The following is an 18,434-nucleotide window of genomic DNA, read 5'->3' as shown; positions in this document are numbered from 1 at the left end:
AAATATTAGATAATCTGATGCCATTAAATATTACGCTCCCAATCTACACCATTAAAAGTATAAGATAAACGTTCGTTAGTCTTCAATATATCAGAAAGCGAATTATAATAAATTCTACTATCGTAACTAGCCGTTGATTCAAACTCTACCACTTTATTCTTACTTACTCCTTCACTTGGTAACGTGAAACTTCCTGAGTATGCACCATTTCTTATACTAACAAAGACTTTATCATACGTAGCTAACCACGTTGATATATTCTGATCAAAGCTTTGTATCTCGGTATCTGATGTCACTTCTTTCACAAAATCATTCAATATCGTACTTGACATTTGTTGTGACTTTTCTGAATAAGCAGATAAATAAATATCCGTCGTTGGTAACACTTCAAACTCAACTAAAAATTCCGAACTTGATACTTCTTTTACCCTTGCATTAAGTCGTTGAGTCGATAATAACCTTAACTTGATGTCACTCAGCGCATCAGATGCTGAAAGCAATTGTATTCTATAGGTTGCAAAACCTACTTTTTCTTTATTCAACAAAATATCTGGCAAGATAAGCGTATTACCAATACGGTTTCGATAATCATTGACGACTTTCTCCCCAAACATATCATCAACACCATGATCTGAAGGCCAACCTGACTCATGTTCGAAGCCGTGATTATGATAAAATTCATGTACAAAACCTTGCCATGCATCTGTAGAAGTCGAATAAATATCACTCTCCATATTACTCAGTAAACTAGGACTCATCCATAAACGCAGTGACTCACTACGCTGTGATGAGGTTAATTCAAGTGACGGTCTTTCAGCTAATCCCCATACTTCATCATCTGCCCAAAGATTAATTGTTAACCCAGAGACCGATTTAGCAAAGTACGTATCTAAGGCGTATTCTTCAGGGGTACCGTTATACTGATTACAGTGAGAGAAATAATCATTAACATAACACTCTTGGTTCATTAATTGCACAACTTCACTTAACGTACTAGGAGCATTTATCATAAAACGATCATAAATTTGAATTAATTCACCCAAATTACGTTGTTGCGCATCAAAATGTACAGCATTTGGGTGATGATTTGGATCTTCTGTTTGAGATTCATACTCAAATAGATGGTTAGATAAGGGCGTATAGTTAAGTACTTCAGAACCGCTCCAACGCTGATCAATTTCGCTTTGCGAATACGCAGGAATAGGTGTATCAAACTTAATATATTTAGTAACGGAGTCTTTTTTTACATACAACTCAGATATTAAATAAGGCGTTGCGTTAATTACAACTCCATTATCTAAAGTGATGCTATCTAAATCCACTAACGTAGGGGGTTGAATTGAGCTACTTGCCCCATTTTGAACGTAATCAAGGGGTAAAATCTGTGGTTCAATCCAAGTTAAAGGTAATGATACAGATTTTGAATCAATCTCGAATGATATTGGTCCCCCCGAAGATGAGTTGTCTTCTGGCTTATCACAAGCACAAAGCAATAGGGACAAACTACAAATTAAAAATAAGCGCATTTTAGAACAAGGCCTTTGAAATATTTGATGTATAATAATTACAACATAAGATTAAAACAGTCCAAAGAGCACACCATAATAATAAAAATACAGACAGCCTATATTGACGAGGGGATTAATTATGACTATAAAATAACTGTAGCTTGATTCTAAAACAAAACTAACTGGCCCATACATTTAAGGAAGAATGATGGTTTTAACTTTTTCTGAATACTTAAAAAACGTTCGTTCACAAAAAAAGCTGACTCAACAGGCTTTACTTGACATACTCGTTGATGGGCATGAAAGCTTTTCTAAACTCGACTTAACAACATTAAGTCGCTGGGAAAGAGGAGCGACATCTCCTAAACTAGAAAAACAATTAATTATCGCTCGATTGTTGGATACCGATATAACGCAACTTGTTGATCCTAACATTGATGTTACAAAAGCAAAAACAACATCAATCGTGAAATTTAAAGACAGAACGCTTAACCCTTATTTACCTAGTGATGCTGATTTTAAGTTAACGAAATATACATCGCTGAAAGCAGAGAAAGAGCTATGTAATAATTTAGTGAACTTTCATAATGATTATTTGGGGATTAACTTTAATGAGGACACCTTCAACAACTCCCCACTAAGTGCTTATGTATACAAAAATAAGCAAAAAGCACTAGTTGGACATTATCTATTTGGTTATATGGATATAAATAACGCAAAGAGTCAATTAGAGCCTAGCAATATAGACACGCTGCATTTTTTAGATTTATCCGAAGTTCAAAAAAGAAATGTGGTATTAAACATAGTATCGAATTATAGCTCTTTAACTGAACCAAGAATGCTAAATATGTTAATCACAATAAGAAAACTGCATCGATACCCTAATATAAAAGAAATCTATATGACGGTACAATATCAAGAAGTTTTCGATTTTTTTGAAGCAAATACTAACTGTGAAGTGGTTTTTAAAGGTAGTGAAATACCAACTGGTGGAGTGAAGTATTTAGGTAAACAATACCGCTATGTACAAATAAGGTTTAATGCTGAAAATTTTTTAGCCGCCAGGGCTATTGCTGACTTCGTTCACCATGTTGATGATTATATTGACGCTCTACTGTCTTAAGTAAGAGCAGAGCAGCCACCAGACAAAGGTAGCCGTCTTTATTTAAAGCTACTTAAAAAAGGATAATTCTTTGCTTAGCTTATTAGTTTGCTGAGATATATCACTGTTCGACTCTAGTGTTAATTTTACATCATTAACATTGTGTTGCACCATCTCATTAATAGATACAATGCGTTGAGAGATATCGCTAATAACTGAAGATTGCTGATCTGATGCTGTTGCCACTAATGAGTTTATTTCAGAGAGATTGCCAATTTTATCAGATATCTTAACAAAAACAGCTTCTATTTCATTTGCAACGGCCTGAGATTCATTTATTAAGTGAGAATTACTTAACATGTAATCATCCGCTTTTTTTGATTGAGCTTGAAGTTTACAAATAATATTTTTAATATCAACTGTTGAGTCTTGCGTTTTCTTTGCTAACTCACGAACTTCATCCGCAACAACTGCAAATCCTCTCCCTTGCTCTCCGGCTCTTGCTGCTTCAATGGCGGCATTTAGAGCAAGTAAATTAGTCTGTTCTGATATTGAATTAATCACATCAACTATCGAACTAATATCATTTGAGAAATCCCTTAACTCATTGACGATAATAACAGATTCATTAATTGATGTATTGACTTGATTAGAAATATCTTGCGAACGATTTAAAGTGTTTGACCCCTGATTAACTACATCAACCATAACCGTTGTTAACGATTCAGCACTATCTGCATTTTTAGCAACATCTAAAGCTGTCGCTGATAATTCGGTTGCTGCTGCTGCTATCTGCTCCACTTCTGTCAGTTCAATCTCTACCTTATCAGAAACATTTTTTATCATTATTTCGATATCTTTTTGATTACTATCTAGCTCATTCATACTAGTTTCGGCAGATTTTGTAATCTTAGATATAGTAGACTGCAGGTGAGATAGTGAATCAGATATATTATCAAATTCATTATTTGATTTCGTTAAAGAAAACTCACTAAAGTCGCCACCTGACATTTTATCAATGATTGAAACCACCTCTGGCATCACCTTTAGTTCTTTATCAATCAAGAACTTGATGAGGAAAAACATGGTAAATCCGATAAATGACAACAAACCAACAATAAGAATAATAATTAAATTATTTGCTTTAATGATCTCAGTCAAAGGAATAAATGAAAAAAGCTTATATCCGTTAAAAATCGTATTTTGAGTAACACTATAATACTCATTATTGGCATTTTGATATTTTAATGGCGTTTCATTTGCATCTGCAAACCAAGGTCTTAGTTCAAATAAGTCTTTAGAAACCCACGACTGATTAATCTCATCAGTTAATAACACTTTATTGTCATTATCTGTTATTGCAAACTCAACGCCTAAATCAGGCAGCAATGCGGAAAGCATAATATCACTTGCTAATACGCCTACTATTTCACCATTATCTCGTACTGGTACGGAAAGAGAAATGATAAAATCTCCAGATAAATTGGTTGTTGGTGTCGATATATTAAAGTCTTTTTTATCATCAACAATACGTGTAAACCACTCTTTATTTAACTTTCTTGCATTATAGCCGGTGTTGATATATCCGCCTTCTTGTGCACTAAACACATAGCCCTGCATGTCAGAAAAATAAATATCTTTAGTTGATTCTTCTTGACTAATTATTAAGTTAAACCTTTCTAAAAAATCATCTTCTGATACAGCCAACTTATCAATAAAAAATAAACTAGATAGCTTTTTTAATGCTACGATATCTTTCTTTAGAGATTCCTCAAATAAAGATGATACGCTTGACACAACAACTTTATCTGCCTTAATAGTTTCATTTTTTTGAACATTACTCATACTGTAAAAAATAGAAGCTGTTGATATTGCTAACAAAACTAAAAAAGCAATGATATAAATTTTATATATTTTCTTTATCATAATAAAAACCGAATTAAGTTAGTAGTTCACCTGTAATTAACTATAGGTAAAGAATGTAAAAGTAAAAGTAAAAGTAAAAGTAACGGGGGGGACCTTAAAAAGACACAGCATAATAATAATTAATATTTAAAAAGTGCCTAAGTATCATTTATTGTGATAATACTCAACAAAGTCACTGTAGTACTTGCTTGGAAGATTCTCTCCTGCTTTTAACCTTTTAACTCCTTGAGCAAACTTAATGTTTATATGATATAAATAACGGTTATCAAAAATAATTTTTCGTGCATATTCAGCTTTAAGCTCTTTTGCTATGAATGAAATATAAGGTACAGGTGATTTTTCAATATCATATTTTATCGCTACCACAATATGTATAGGATTCAAAATAATAGCATCGGCTTCTTTTAACTCTTGAATCTCATCATAACTTAATAAGGAATTTTGTACCCCTTGAATATGGCTTTTCACTATCGCCTTCCCTTCTTGGTCTTCATGTTCTTTCTTAATATCATGCTTTGACATTCTATTATTTTTTTCAAAAATTGCTCTTTGAATGAAATAATCAAAAAATAATGAGATCAAAGATATTATGATAAATCCTAAAATAATAAAAAATAGGTATTCCTTACTATTTCCTTTAACTAAAAAAGTCGATATACATATAACATATATACTAAAAAAAATAGTTATAAAAAAAACATTCATCCACGGAAACATTTTTTTTAATGAAAGGTACTTCATATTTTCTATAGGGTTAGGCATTCTAAATATCTTAAAGTTTAACACCACCCCTCGATTTAATAAGGCGTCAGTCACAATATTGATAAATAATCCTAAAAATAACAACACTAGAATAAACTTTATAATAAACATTAAGTTATCATAAAAATCAGGATTAGTGATACTTAAGAACTCTATTTTAAAGCTATCAATAAATAAAAAAAACACGTAACATAAAAAACAAATCAAACAAGCCGCTACAATATTTTGCAATCCAAAGTTAACGCTAATTTTCTGCCCTTCTGAACGTGATTTTTTCTTCTTTCTCGGTGTTGCGTCTTCTGTTTTTTCCATTACATTCCTTTTGATACAAGAAGGTATAAAACTAAAATACTTTTAATTGGCATAGAAAAAGTCAACATATTTATATTACTGTTAAGCTTGGATATAAAGGCAATCGATACATCAACAAGAATTAAAGGAATAATAAAGTATAATGCTTCTTTCATATATAAATGATATATCGATAAAAAATCCTCAAATAGGTACTCAATAGGGTCAACTTTTAACTCAATTAAAATATTTACAATAGATTCTATATGTATAAAAAATGCATCTTTAAACATAATATGTGCGAGGTAATACATAAAAAAAAGCTTAGCGAGCGTTGATTCACCTTCATCACTTAACGAAGATATAGAGTCTACATAACCTTCCCCTCTCATTGTATCCAAAAGGTCACCAATACCCAGTAGAATATGTACTGGTAAAACAAATAGATAACCAAGAAAAAGAGAATATCCAATAATAATGATACGTGTCTCTAAGTTTAGAGAAACGGCTTCACCAGAGGTTCCAAATGAAATAAAGCATGAGACGCCTAGAACAGCCGCTATTGATATTTTATAAAGAAATGCTTTGCTATTATCAAAAAAGGGAACAAAAAATATAGCTGCTAAGAACACCAATATATAAAAAATAATACTCTCTAAGATTAAGTCATATGCCATAAGCTCATTAAACCTTGAATGACAGCAACATAATTCTTATTTATATAAAAGACAGTGACAATGATCTTGTATAACAGTGCCAATGATTGATCTTGTACTTGAAATATAGATAATATTAGAGATATTAATACTGAACCTATTGCTATTAATAAAACATAATAAGTTAAATGCATTAATATTTCATAGAGTACTTCCTTCATAAGTATCCTTCAATCAAAATTTTTGAAACCCAATTCCAACCGTCTGCATAAAAGAAGAAAAATAATTTAATTGGTAAAGAAAAAGACGATGGTGGCATCATCATCATGCCTAATGCCAAAAGAATGACAGAAACTAAAAAATCGATAATAATAAATGGTATAAATATTTTATATGCCAGTTGAAATGCAATTGTTAACTCACTTATCGTATAAGATGGTAATATTTCATGAATTTTGCACTTCTTCTCATCATTAATACACTCTTCTGATTTAAACTTATTCATAATTTTCGACTCATTTGTTCTATTTTTAATAAACTCCTTATACGGAGTAAAAGAACGGTCAATTACTTCATATTTACTTAATATATTTTCGGTTGAGTATAAAATTTGAGAGCTACTATTTAAATTAGCTATGGATTCAGATACTGGATCTTGAATTATTAGCACTGTTAACGCAGCACTCAACCCATATAAAACAAAGTTCGGAGGTGTTTGCGGCGCACCTATTGCTGTTCTTAATATTGAAAAGCAAATGCTTACCAATAAAAAAGGTGTTCCTATAACAAACAAAAACGAAAAAAACATTAGTAAAATAACACTAAAAATTAATCCGCCATATTGTGCATCTACTGAAAACAATATTTCCTCCTTACTTTGTATTATGCTTTTATACTATGAACGAACAATTGTTTTTAATGATTCATTATATGAGTCATTAATTGATTTCATTGCTGACATATAGCTTGATTTGGTATCCGAGAATGATTGCTTAATGTCTGTTGCTTTATCTTTATGATGTTGCTCAACAGTCGCTTCTCGTTCAGATTGATTAATTGAAGGTTCAAAACAACCAGAAATAACCTGAGTTGAACTTTGAGAAACAGCCATGAAAGCTCCAGCTTCTGCAACGCCTTTTAATGATTCAGCCTTGTTTAGATTGCTGTCAATAATGGACTTTTGCATAGTCGTTAGGTCTTCTGAGTGTTTAATCTCATTCAAAAAGCCATTTTTTTCGATAGCGTTTTTACTTTGACCTTCTTCTATCTTTTTCAGTACTTGAATTTTCTCATTATCAGCAAGCTTACTCCATTCTAGCTTACTTTCCTTATCCATATTATGATAAATCCTTTCTTGACCTTTTGTGATATGAGTATCTTTCATATCATATGGTTTAGACTTCATGCCTTCAAAAGAAATTTTATCTCCAGAGATAGAGAACTGCTCTTTGAATCCATTATGTTTATTATTTGAAATGAACGAATCTTTGACTTTTGTCATAACAGAGCTGTCTGTGATTTTTTTAACACCTTTAGTTAATAGCCCACCAGTCATGCTACTCATCGCACCACCAATAACTAAACCACCAACAGAAGACCATATAGCTTGAGACATGCGTTTATGCGCTGCTTCTTTTTGTGCATCAAGTTGTTTATACATAGCTTCAACTTCTTTTTCAGAAGATGAGTTTCTTTTTTCATCAGCTTGAATCATCAGCTTACTAATGCTAGATGTTAATTCGCCAACACTTTGATTACTTGATGAAATTGTAATTGAATTTTCCATAATTAACCTTTAATAATTTGAGATAAATTTTGCTCAATACCTTCAACAATTGAAGAGGTATGTCCATACATCGAATCAGACTGACCAATAGTGTTTGATACCGTTTCTATCTGCTTTTGCATTAAGTTATTATTCAATTTAATATTAGCCTGCTCAATCTCAATAGATTTATCTTTTTTAGAACATCTGATCTCTTGAGTCGCTTTTGACGTAGCAACCGCAGCGGTCAAACCTAATGAAGCACCACCAGAAAAAGGAGCGGCAACCACAGCAGCAATGCCTGCAACCCATCCAAATATTCTAGCAAAAGGGCCTCTTCTAATATCATTTTTCTCCATCTGTTCTTGAAGTACCTTATTATTAGACTCAATCACTTGTTTATTATAGCTATCAATTTGAGCTTTAGAAACTTCTGACGATTTATATGACTGCTCTACATTATTCACAGCTAACTGAGAAACGAGCTGTTCAATGGATAGATTATTTGTATCTATAGTAACCATAACTTACCTTAATCTTTTAATTTAATTGTTCCCATATTTTCTACTTTTATCTCTTTTACCAGTTCATGGAAAGATATTACTGGTATTTGTTTATAACTTTCTCTGTCTTTATTAATTGTGCTCCATACAAACCTCCTTATATCAGTATCAGCCAGTATTACAAAACTTCCAATTTTTTCAGATAAATTATTAACTTCATTAGTTAACCAATAATCAAAAGAAGGATCCAATTCTAAATAAGCACCAGTAGCTGAATGCTTAATCGCATTATCAATTGCTTTCGATGTATCACTACATAATTGCACGGCTTTAATTGTATTATTGATAGCAATTTTTTTACAAAGGCGCTCTTTAATTTCAATTCTTACTAACTCAGCTAGTAATAACTCATCTTCTTCTTTAGAGGACCATGAATGCAATGCTGTAAATATTTCTTTAATATTAAGTAGTGCTATATCTTCATTTAATAGCCTTTTTAGAACCGATGTTATTTTTTGAATTGCTATTTGCTGTTGTAAACTATTAACTAAATCAAAATTACTAATCGAAACAAAGTCAAGTAAAAACTTTGTTTCTTGAATGCCAAAGTTATTCTTAATGTTTTTAAAAATTTTATCTTTATACCAATCTAATATAACTTGCATACTTTTAGTTTTGCTTGTATCAGAGCTAATATTTATATTTTGCCCTAATACATTAGCTACTGTATTATCATCCCCTTCATTATTATCACTTGAATAATTGTAAAAATGCATTGCACTAAATGGGCACTCTACATTGTAGCCTTGAAACATAAGTTCAAATTCATTATGTTGAGTGTGAGCAATAACAGGCTGAGTTATAATAATTCCAAATTTTTCATAAACAGCTGTTTCGATATCTTTCGCTATTTGTTTTTTTTCAGCCTGACTATAATATTTAGTGGGTAACTTTATTACGATATCAGACTTTAATAAATCTAGATCAGAGTATCCTGTCACTTTAGGTGTATTTCTAAAAAACCAGCCAACGATTAAAGGAATAACAGCAAGAATTAAGAAAATTACTGATGGCATTCCAGGAATACAAGCTAAAACGACACAACACACAGCTGACATTATAAGAATGTTTAAATTACCAAATAATTGTAATGATATTTGTTCTTCCAAAGATTCTGTCGTCTCATCCATTACTCTTGATACAATAATTGCAGCACCAATAGAGATAATAAGAGCAGGGATCTGACCCACTAAACCATCTCCAATGGTTAATAATGTAAATGTGCTTACCGCTTCGGAGAGTGCCATATCATGGTATAAATTACCAACAGCCAAGCCTCCAAATATATTAACAAAAATAATAATCAAGCCAGCAACAGCATCGCCTTTTACGAATTTCATTGTTCCATCTAAAGAACCAAAAATTTGCGCTTCTTTATCTAATAGTGAACGTTTATTTTTTGCTTCAGCTTCAGAGATTAATCCCGACTTTAAATCGCTGTCTATTGAGATCTGTTTACCAGGCAATGCATCTAGAAAAAAACGAGAAGACACCTCACCAATACGTTCACTACCTTTAGTTATTACAACAAAATTAACAATCGTTACAATAGAGAAGACAACTCCCCCAATGACCATATTGCCTCGTGTTACAAACTCTCCAAACGTTTCAATAATATTACCAGCATTCGCTTCACTCAATATCAATCGAGTACTACTTACGGTTATAGCCAGCCTAAATAAGGTTGATATCAACAGTAAGGCAGGGAAAGACGAAAACTCAACCAATGATGATGTTGTTAAGGCCTTTAATAACAATAAAATAGCAAAAAATATGTTTATTCCGATTAATACATCTAATACGGTTGAATTTATTGGTATAATAAATAACATTATTATCATACAAATAAACCCAACAATTAATACCTGTTTTATCACATAGTCACCAATAAGTATTTAACTAGTTCTTTCTTTTTATTTATTACATTTGCATCTGTCCTAATTATAAATTTAGCGACATCATTTTTTTCACTCAATTTCAACTTTGTGTAATCCTTACTTATTATTGTTTTCATTATCGCGAGATCACTTGCCTCTAATAGCTTATGAATAAGTGAGGTAACATTATGAGGTAGATCCACTTTATCTAACTCTCTCGTAATTCTATTTAAAGACGCTGACTTATGTCTATCAACTATCTGATTTCCATCATTTAAAGTATTGTTAATACCTGTTTTATGATTAGAGTTAGAAAATAAATTACGAATGCTTGTTATTTCTTTCTCTTTTTTTAAAAGTGAAATTAATCCTTCATTGTCTTTATGCTCATAATTTTTCTTTTTTTCACTTTCCCCCTTATTATTGCTTGATATTTTTTTAACATGAGCTTGATTTTTTTTATTTTTATTTTCTATATCTTGTCGTGCTTCAATGTTTCTTTGAACATTGTTAACTCTATTATTAACTTTCAATATGTTAAAACCCTTGTCTTTCCATTTTTATATTTAATTTTAATCTTTCCTTTTATATAACCCAACTCATATTTAATCTTGTTTTTCTTTAAGCTTTCTTCAACATGTTTATTTTTTTCTAGCAGGATGATTTTTTCATTTAATATTTTATACTTAGTATCTGGATTTAAAAAATCATAACAATTAAATTTAAAATTTATATTTGATTTATCATCAATAAAATCAACAACTTCCTTATTTGTTATAATACATATATTTTCTGAATTTATTCTTGTGTTAGAAATAAATTCAACGATACCATGATTGTAAAGTATTGTTTTTATATAGTCATTTAAGAAAACAACATCTTTAACTTCTTGAAAAAAATCAATTGAATCTAAGGTATCTACCGCATTACCATCACTTATAATCAGCAACCCACTTTCTTTATTAAAAATGAAATCTGATTCGGCTTTAGCGATAAATGAAATATTAAATAGGAGAAATGTTAACATAATAGTAAATATATTGTTCATTATTTATCATCTCATATGAGTTAAATAACCCTCCAACCCAAGGTATATAACCTAAGATTGGAAATATCTTCTCTTGTTCGGTCTCTTTATTGGAGATGATAGAAAACAACTTCTTTTCTTCTTGATGTTTAACTATTGCATCTCCTGTATTCTTTATTCTATTTACAGCAATGACACCATCATTGAGTTGCTCGATATTCTGCTCACCATCTTGTAGTGAATAGCTCACTTTTGATCTATTTTTATTAAAGTAATTTATTTCCATATCTAATGAAAAACCACTTTCTATTGTATAAATATCTGATTGATAAACTGCCTCGTCATCATCTACATTGCTGCTATCTATGGTTCGGTTTATATTATTTTCATTACCTTGCGCAATATTTAATATGTGTGATTCAATTAATTCAGCTTTAGTTTCTGCTATCGAGACATCTAACCCTTGCTTTCTTAAAGCAAATATTTTGTTTATATCTTTATGTGGGCTTAAGTTTTCTAGATAACTGATTACCTGTTCTTTCTCACATTGTTCTGCACATATATCTTTGAGCATTTTACTTTCTAAATTTGTGTTCGTATTATAAATAAACTTTGCAATTGAATCAGCATTTACAACAAGTTTAGTTAGCATCAATTTATAAAGTTTTTCCTCTTTATCCATGGCTAATAACTTTGAATTAATGTTTTTATTTAAGCTCCCTAATGAATAAAATAATGTTCTTTCTTTTTTATCATAGAATGCTGATTCTCCACCAGAATCTAAAATAAAATTAACTAATGTATCTACATAAGCATCTGAAGGAGTTCGATTAACAAATTGAAAATGATGTAATTCAGAACTTTTACTTATCGTATTACTTTCAATTAGTTCTTTTTTATCTTTTGCACTGTTCTTATTAAACATATCCCACGCATCTTTTGGCATGGTTACATCTATATCACGGCTTAACAATGATCTCGAATTTAAAATTGGTGTTACTTTTCCTTCTAAAAAGTCTAGATTAGGTAGATTTTTAAATCGCTTCTGAATCAACTTTTCTTTACATGAAAATTTAATTTCTGATTGTGTTACTACGCTTGTTATCCCTTCGTTATAAAAAAGCTGCTGTAGAAAATCTTCATCAAAAAGTATCACTTGTTCATCGATTTCTTTCTCAATTAAACAACGGTCTAATTTTACATCTCGACCTCTATCTTTACCATATTGAGTTAATAATACTTGGATACCTGAATAATCTATTTTTTCATTTTCTTGTTTAGCAAAAGAAGATGCACTAAAGATAAGCAGTAATAATATTAATACTTTCATTTCTCATCCTTCTTTTTGTTACTCAATATATACTCATAATTGTATTTAATAATACTTTTAACGGGGTTGTATTCCGATAATATAACTCTAAATCTTTTTTTTGTTTTATCGCCAAGTAGTTTTTTTACTTCTTTTTCTAATTTGACTTTTTCTACTAATGGTGTGGTTATCACATTAACTAATATATCGCCTTCTAATTCAACAACTTTAGTTATATAGACTCCATTTATTGTAGACAAAAGATTAGATAATTCTGTGTACTTTTCACTCTCATGTTTATGTATCTTTTTTTTCTCTTCTTTATATTTGCTAAAAACGTAATTACTTCGAGCTAAATCTACCTTACTAACTCGAATTGTGTATACACTGTCATTATCTTCTAATTCATATTTTACATTTATATTATCGAGCAGAAAAATAGTTTCATTCACTTCATCAAATGTTATTCCTTTATTTAAAATAATACTTTGTTCTGTTTCACTTCCACATGCTATACAAATTGAACAAAGTAGAATCAAAATGATTTTTTTATAATAACTCATCTTATCCTACATATTGTTTAAATTTAGGGGCATTAATTATGCCCCATATTAATATTATGACTCTAAATCTTCTAATACACTATTAAGTTTATCAATATCTTCTTGTACTTCCGCTTTTTCCGGACTATCTGGTAATGCATCTAGCTCTGTTTGCATATCATCAAGCTCTGCTTGCATTTCATCAATTTCATCTGGTGTTAACCCACCCTGAGAAATTTCTGATGTCATGTCATTCAAACTATCATGCATATCGTCAAGTATCGCACTTTCATCTGGACCTTCTGGACCTTCTGGACCTTCTGGACCTTCTGGACCTTCTGGACCTTCTGGACCTTCTGGACCTTCTGGACCCTGTGCTCCATCTTCTCCGTCTTTAGTGGTTAATGCTACGACTAAGGCACTCGCACCTAAAACTAGAGCTGAACCTCCCATAAGATTTTTTAACTTATCATTTTTTAAAGTATTATCTATCTTTTCACTTAGGCTATTAATAGCATCCTGCTGTGCATCTTGTTTTTTAGTTAATCCATCTAACTTACTTTCATTAATATTAAGCTTATCTTTTTGCTTATTGAGTAAAGTATCTAAACTTTCTAATTTATTACCTTGCTGATTTATTGCACTGTTCAGTTCAGTATTTTTTGTCTGTAGTTGAGTAATACTTTGATTAAAATCACCAATCTGCTTGCTAATTCTATTACTTTGTTTTTCAACCTGATTAACTAAATCACTAATTTTTTTTCCTTGCTCATTCTTTAAATTAGCGATTTCTTGTTTATCCGCTTTTTTAGCCTCTAAATTTTTTATATCATTCTGGTTCTTCTCGATTTTATTTTTATTACATCTTTGAAGCCCCTCAGGAGAATGTTTTACACTATGGATACCATCATGTATTCCTCCTCTAGATTGCCTTTCTAATCTTGTGTTGTTCACCCCTCTAGGGGCTACATCACCATTATTTACGAATCGAGAGTTTCTATTCGCTGATGTTAAATTTATATTAGTCATTTTAACTTAACCTTTTTTACAAATACTATAGTGACTATTAGCATCGGTTGTTGTTGTATTACTAGTGCCTAAAATATCTACTAAATGAGCGTCATTATTAAGAACTGTACCATTATCTATAATACCATTCATAATCCAACCATATCCTAAAGGATCGTTAGGCCACATATTCTCATTAAAACGGATATTTAAACCTGCTAAATAAGTATTTAAGTCAACTAGAATATCATTATTATTTGTATATTCATTAGTAGCACAGGACACATCAGGAGACATCAATTCATAACTACTTTTTGAAACTTTTTTAAATTCAGTGTCTTTGTAAGCAATATAAACAACACCAGAATCATAATAATAACCGTTCGCTAATTTGGCGTTAAAACCTTGAGTTATTCCACCAAAGCTATAATTTAAAAATTCATTATAACTATCTCGATCCCAAGGAGGGTTATCTGATGATGTTGGCAATATAATAGTACTATACTGTTTCTTACTATTTATATATTCAATATCGGAGTCACTATTAAATAATGGTTCAATATTTTTATACTCGTTAGTGAAGATAGAATTGTCAGTTGTATATGTAGCTTCTAGTTTTACTTTGATTTCTTTTGCTGCATATAAATCAATGTCATCGTTATCATTAATTTTAACATCATCTATATATATATTTAACTCCGTAAGCTCTCTTGAAGTAATATCTAAATCAGTATCTTGACCTTTATAGCTAGCTGTTAATGTTATTACTCCATAACTATCAGGAGTAACTGTCGCGCTGCTAGCATTTTGAGTTATGCTTGCAGCGCCACTACTTACTTTCCAGGTCACACCGTCTAAAACTTCAACGTCATCATTTTTAAGTACATATACATATGAATCATCAGTAGAATTTACATAATAATCAATAGGTTCATTGGTGCTATCTCCTGATTGTCTTTCAATAGTCAATGCACCAATCGCATCACTTACTTGAACGGTTACGGATTCTTCAATTTTATTTTGATCTACATCGTCATATGAAGTGCTTATGATTCCTTGTGCACCTGATGTACTTCCCGTAACTAGACCGTTATCACTTACCGTTATTTCTGAATTATTAGAGCTCCATGTATTTGTGATCATGATATTTTGTGAATCTGGATTATTCTTGTCTATCCTAACCAGCCTCAACTGATAGCCATCATCTTTAGTAATACTATAAGGTGTTGATGGCTCAAGTGGTCCTCCGTTATGCGATATAAAATAGTCATAATCTGGTTCACCATCTAAAACAGTGACTTGAGAGCTACTCTCAGTCAAATTCGCATAATTTGCAGATACTGGTGTAGGGGAGCTAGTTAAATTAACGCCATAAATAACCCCCAAGCTTGAAACCATCACAGTGCTATTATCTTTTGAACTCCATTTGACTTCATCAGTAACATCAACAAGATTACTATTAAACGTTACCTTTGCCTGCAACGAACCTGTGCCGCCTTTATTTATGCTGGTAACATCAGGAGTAACTGTTAAGTCGTCTTCTGGCTGCCCCGATAATACCTCTACAGGTATTAAGTTTGACCACTCTTGATAGTTAGCTTGGACCTCTGTGCTGCCTTCTGCGATAGCTACAAATTCATTTGATTGAACTGGGCTTAATACTTCTAAATCATTCGATAGATAACGCGTAAACTTGGTTACATCTACGCTTTGTTTATCAAACTTTGCAATGGTATTTAGCTTAAGCTCTCTACCCACCCACATGCTTTTTTGGTTGGGCGTGGTTTCGATACTAACATCAATTTCATCTAGTCCTTTCACATGCGCTGTTGATGATGAGTTAACAGGACCAAACTCTGCAATTAGCTCTGCATCACCAATGGTCTTTGCCAGAAAGTGTGGCCCATACAAATGCTCTACACTTCCAGAAGTGCTTCGCCATGAAGCAGAATCGGTCAAGTCGTACTCTAATCCATTAGAAAACAGGCCAGCAGCAGTTAATGAGAACTGATAACTTAAAGGTACATTGAGCTCCTGAGGCTTCGTAACAATATTAACGGGATAAGCATCAATTACATAAATGTCAGTTTGGTCATTAATGTTCTTATAATTCGCCGTAATTGTCTCTGTACCTGCTTGAGCTGGCTTATATTCACCTTGCTCGCCGATAACCGTTCCCATATTTGAGCTAATATCACTTAATGCTGTAATATCAACAGCAACGTTGTTCTCTATCGCTCCCATTACTTTTAAGTTTTGCTCTACATTAACTGGTACTGCAGGATACTCTACTTCTATCCATATAGAGGTTATTGCACCAGTAACATTTACAATAGCAACATACTTCTCACCTAGATAAGAAGCCGTCACTCTTGCGAGTCCTTGTTCAATACCTGTCACTTCATTGTTATTTAAGGCAATGAAGGAGTCACCACTTGATACACTCCAATCTGCATCTTTTGTAACATCTATTTCTTCTCCGTTTTCATATTTAATAAGAGATAGAACTAAACTATCCCCTACTGGAATATTTGAAAATTCAGGACTAATAAATGTGTACCCTTTGGTATTTCCGAATAAAGGTGCTCTATTACTGTCACAGCCGCTAATAAAAAAGATAGCTATAAAAAAAAATAGAGCATAACTTTTTATAAAATCACGCATTAGATATCATCCTTAAATAATACTTCTACACGACGATTTTTTGCTCGGCCTTCTTTCGTTGAATTAGATGCTACAGGCTTGCTTTCACCAAGTCCTTTACTAATTAAACGGTCTTTGCTTATCCCTCTTTTTGAAATATACGACGCTACTTCTTCTGCTCTTTGTTTTGATAACTTCTGATTAAAAGTACCTGAGCCTGTTGAGTCGGTATAACCTGAAATCACAGCTTTGCTACGAGGGTTTTTAGATAAATAATCATAAACAAAATTAAATCGACTTGGATTTGATAATTTATATGAACCAACAATAAACTGATCATCAGATGGCACTACATAAACATTATTTTGTTTCGTAATTACTTTTTCTTTTGTTACTACAGTCTCTACATTATGAATCTTGTATGATTTATTAAAATAATAAGTAAAACCTATAGTAAATTCATTTATGTCTGGACGAATAGATACATCGCCATTCATGTTTGTGTCGTTTCCGTTATAATAGGTATAATCTAAGTTCATGTACCAGTCATTATTGATTTTATACGATAAACCTGTACCTAAGTAACTGCTCATATAGCTGTCACTATTTTCATTAAAGTCTTGATTAAATACCCCAACCCCAAATGAGCCTGTAAGTTTTAAATGCTCACTTAAAGGCAGTTTAACTTGTGTTCCAACTGTCCATGCATCTGTGCTAACACTTTCATCGCCATAGCTACCTTTACCTAAATAGCGATAATCCATAGTTAGTGCCATTTTATCCAAAATATCATAACCCATACCTATTCGGCCTGATGGTGACTTATTATCACAATCTTCAGATACACTTAAAGAACATAAGTTTTGATAATTATTGAATCCAACTGCTGCTGTAAAATGAAACGGGCTTTTTTCATTCTTTATTACCGTTTCATCACCTTTCACTTCTTTTGCCATTAATGCTGTAGAAGTAAGTAAAAAAAAGCTAATGCTATATGAGATAAAATTTAACTTCACTTTATTGACCTTTCATAAGTTGTTCAATCGAGCTTGCACATTTGATTAGTGCCGATGCTTGCAATGACTTCTCTAATGTTGAATTCGTGATCATTTTTTGAAAATCTAACACATCGGTTGTGCTTATTTTTTCAATGTCTACCGTTTTATTAATGTCAACTAAATTACTAGAAAATGTATTTTCACTTAACTTACTAACAATAGATGTAACACCTAATTCCATATCACACCCTATCTATTATTTTACTTAATGTGTCCGAGGCTTTTTTAGTTACTGTGCTCTCTAAATTAACCATTAGCGCCCATTTTTCACTAAGAGCTTGAACTTCTAGCATGTCGCCAGTATCTGAAACATCTGCTGTATTTAGCTTTGTTCTTAACTGAGCTTCTACATTATCTATTTGCGTATTTAATGAACTAATTGCATTATTAATCATAA

General features: G+C 31.7%; 18 protein-coding genes. 1 reads left to right on the top strand and 17 read right to left on the bottom strand.

The genetic code is table 11. The features are described from left to right. Nucleotides 1–23: 23 nt before the first annotated feature. Nucleotides 24–1,526, bottom strand: coding sequence for a hypothetical protein (locus tag HC728_RS09940; RefSeq protein WP_190395388.1), 1,503 nt, complete (start codon nucleotides 1,524–1,526; stop codon nucleotides 24–26). Between the two features lie 187 nt (nucleotides 1,527–1,713). Between HC728_RS09940 and HC728_RS09935 the strand changes: the two genes are divergently transcribed. After that, nucleotides 1,714–2,631, top strand: a complete 918-nt coding sequence (locus HC728_RS09935) for a helix-turn-helix transcriptional regulator (RefSeq protein ID WP_190395387.1) — start codon at nucleotides 1,714–1,716, stop codon at nucleotides 2,629–2,631. Between the two features lie 48 nt (nucleotides 2,632–2,679). Here the strand turns inward: HC728_RS09935 and HC728_RS09930 are convergent, their stop codons facing one another. The 16 genes from HC728_RS09930 to HC728_RS09855 all read right to left on the bottom strand — a co-directional run bounded on the left by HC728_RS09930 (nucleotide 2,680) and on the right by HC728_RS09855 (nucleotide 18,432). Next, the gene (locus HC728_RS09930; RefSeq protein ID WP_190395386.1) at nucleotides 2,680–4,536 is read right to left on the bottom strand and encodes a methyl-accepting chemotaxis protein; all 1,857 of its coding nucleotides are present in this window, start codon (nucleotides 4,534–4,536) and stop codon (nucleotides 2,680–2,682) included. 144 nt (nucleotides 4,537–4,680) lie between these two features. Continuing rightward, nucleotides 4,681–5,610, bottom strand: coding sequence for an EscU/YscU/HrcU family type III secretion system export apparatus switch protein (locus tag HC728_RS09925; protein ID WP_190395385.1), 930 nt, complete (start codon nucleotides 5,608–5,610; stop codon nucleotides 4,681–4,683). Next, nucleotides 5,610–6,266: a flagellar biosynthetic protein FliR gene (locus HC728_RS09920; RefSeq protein ID WP_190395384.1), complete on the bottom strand. Its 657-nt coding sequence runs from the start codon at nucleotides 6,264–6,266 to the stop codon at nucleotides 5,610–5,612. Before HC728_RS09920 ends, HC728_RS09925 begins: the two co-directional genes overlap by 1 nt. A 196-nt stretch (nucleotides 6,267–6,462) precedes the next feature. Beyond that, nucleotides 6,463–7,107 (bottom strand): flagellar biosynthetic protein FliP, encoded by a 645-nt coding sequence (locus tag HC728_RS09915; protein ID WP_190395383.1) that lies wholly within the window; start codon nucleotides 7,105–7,107, stop codon nucleotides 6,463–6,465. Nucleotides 7,108–7,140: 33 nt separating this feature from the next. Then, nucleotides 7,141–8,031, bottom strand: coding sequence for a hypothetical protein (locus tag HC728_RS09910; protein ID WP_155660149.1), 891 nt, complete (start codon nucleotides 8,029–8,031; stop codon nucleotides 7,141–7,143). 2 nt (nucleotides 8,032–8,033) lie between these two features. Beyond that, nucleotides 8,034–8,534, bottom strand: coding sequence for a type III secretion system translocon subunit SctE (gene sctE, locus HC728_RS09905; protein WP_190395382.1), 501 nt, complete (start codon nucleotides 8,532–8,534; stop codon nucleotides 8,034–8,036). An 8-nt stretch (nucleotides 8,535–8,542) separates the two neighbouring features. After that, nucleotides 8,543–10,450, bottom strand: a complete 1,908-nt coding sequence (locus tag HC728_RS09900; protein ID WP_190395381.1) for an FHIPEP family type III secretion protein — start codon at nucleotides 10,448–10,450, stop codon at nucleotides 8,543–8,545. Beyond that, nucleotides 10,447–10,983 carry a hypothetical protein gene (locus HC728_RS09895; protein WP_190395380.1) on the bottom strand — a complete coding sequence of 179 codons (537 nt, stop codon included), beginning with the start codon at nucleotides 10,981–10,983 and terminating at the stop codon, nucleotides 10,447–10,449. The genes HC728_RS09900 and HC728_RS09895 overlap by 4 nt, the downstream gene beginning before the upstream one ends. Then, the gene (locus HC728_RS09890) at nucleotides 10,980–11,498 is read right to left on the bottom strand and encodes a hypothetical protein (protein WP_190395379.1); all 519 of its coding nucleotides are present in this window, start codon (nucleotides 11,496–11,498) and stop codon (nucleotides 10,980–10,982) included. The genes HC728_RS09895 and HC728_RS09890 overlap by 4 nt, the downstream gene beginning before the upstream one ends. Continuing rightward, a complete protein-coding gene (locus tag HC728_RS09885; RefSeq protein ID WP_190395378.1) occupies nucleotides 11,455–12,807 on the bottom strand; it encodes a hypothetical protein in 1,353 nt (450 codons plus the stop codon). Before HC728_RS09885 ends, HC728_RS09890 begins: the two co-directional genes overlap by 44 nt. Further along, nucleotides 12,804–13,349 carry a hypothetical protein gene (locus HC728_RS09880; RefSeq protein ID WP_190395377.1) on the bottom strand — a complete coding sequence of 182 codons (546 nt, stop codon included), beginning with the start codon at nucleotides 13,347–13,349 and terminating at the stop codon, nucleotides 12,804–12,806. Before HC728_RS09880 ends, HC728_RS09885 begins: the two co-directional genes overlap by 4 nt. A 54-nt stretch (nucleotides 13,350–13,403) precedes the next feature. Next, nucleotides 13,404–14,357, bottom strand: a complete 954-nt coding sequence (locus HC728_RS09875) for a hypothetical protein (protein ID WP_190395376.1) — start codon at nucleotides 14,355–14,357, stop codon at nucleotides 13,404–13,406. A 6-nt stretch (nucleotides 14,358–14,363) separates the two neighbouring features. Further along, on the bottom strand, nucleotides 14,364–17,000 hold the full coding sequence (locus HC728_RS09870) for an Ig-like domain-containing protein (RefSeq protein WP_190395375.1): 2,637 nt from the start codon (nucleotides 16,998–17,000) through the stop codon (nucleotides 14,364–14,366). Next, nucleotides 17,000–17,995, bottom strand: a complete 996-nt coding sequence (locus HC728_RS09865; RefSeq protein ID WP_190395374.1) for an OmpA family protein — start codon at nucleotides 17,993–17,995, stop codon at nucleotides 17,000–17,002. Before HC728_RS09865 ends, HC728_RS09870 begins: the two co-directional genes overlap by 1 nt. 1 nt (nucleotide 17,996) lies before the next feature. Continuing rightward, entirely contained in the window at nucleotides 17,997–18,218 is a 222-nt protein-coding gene (locus HC728_RS09860; RefSeq protein ID WP_190395373.1) for a hypothetical protein, read from the bottom strand. 1 nt (nucleotide 18,219) lies between these two features. After that, entirely contained in the window at nucleotides 18,220–18,432 is a 213-nt protein-coding gene (locus tag HC728_RS09855; RefSeq protein ID WP_155660138.1) for an EscF/YscF/HrpA family type III secretion system needle major subunit, read from the bottom strand. Nucleotides 18,433–18,434 lie beyond the last annotated feature (2 nt).

It is taken from the genome of Aliivibrio sp. S10_S31, from assembly GCF_014694495.1.
GTDB classification, from domain to species: domain Bacteria; phylum Pseudomonadota; class Gammaproteobacteria; order Enterobacterales; family Vibrionaceae; genus Aliivibrio; species Aliivibrio fischeri.
Note: the sequence above shows the minus strand (reverse complement) of the source record. Positions and strands in the feature narration are given on the sequence as shown.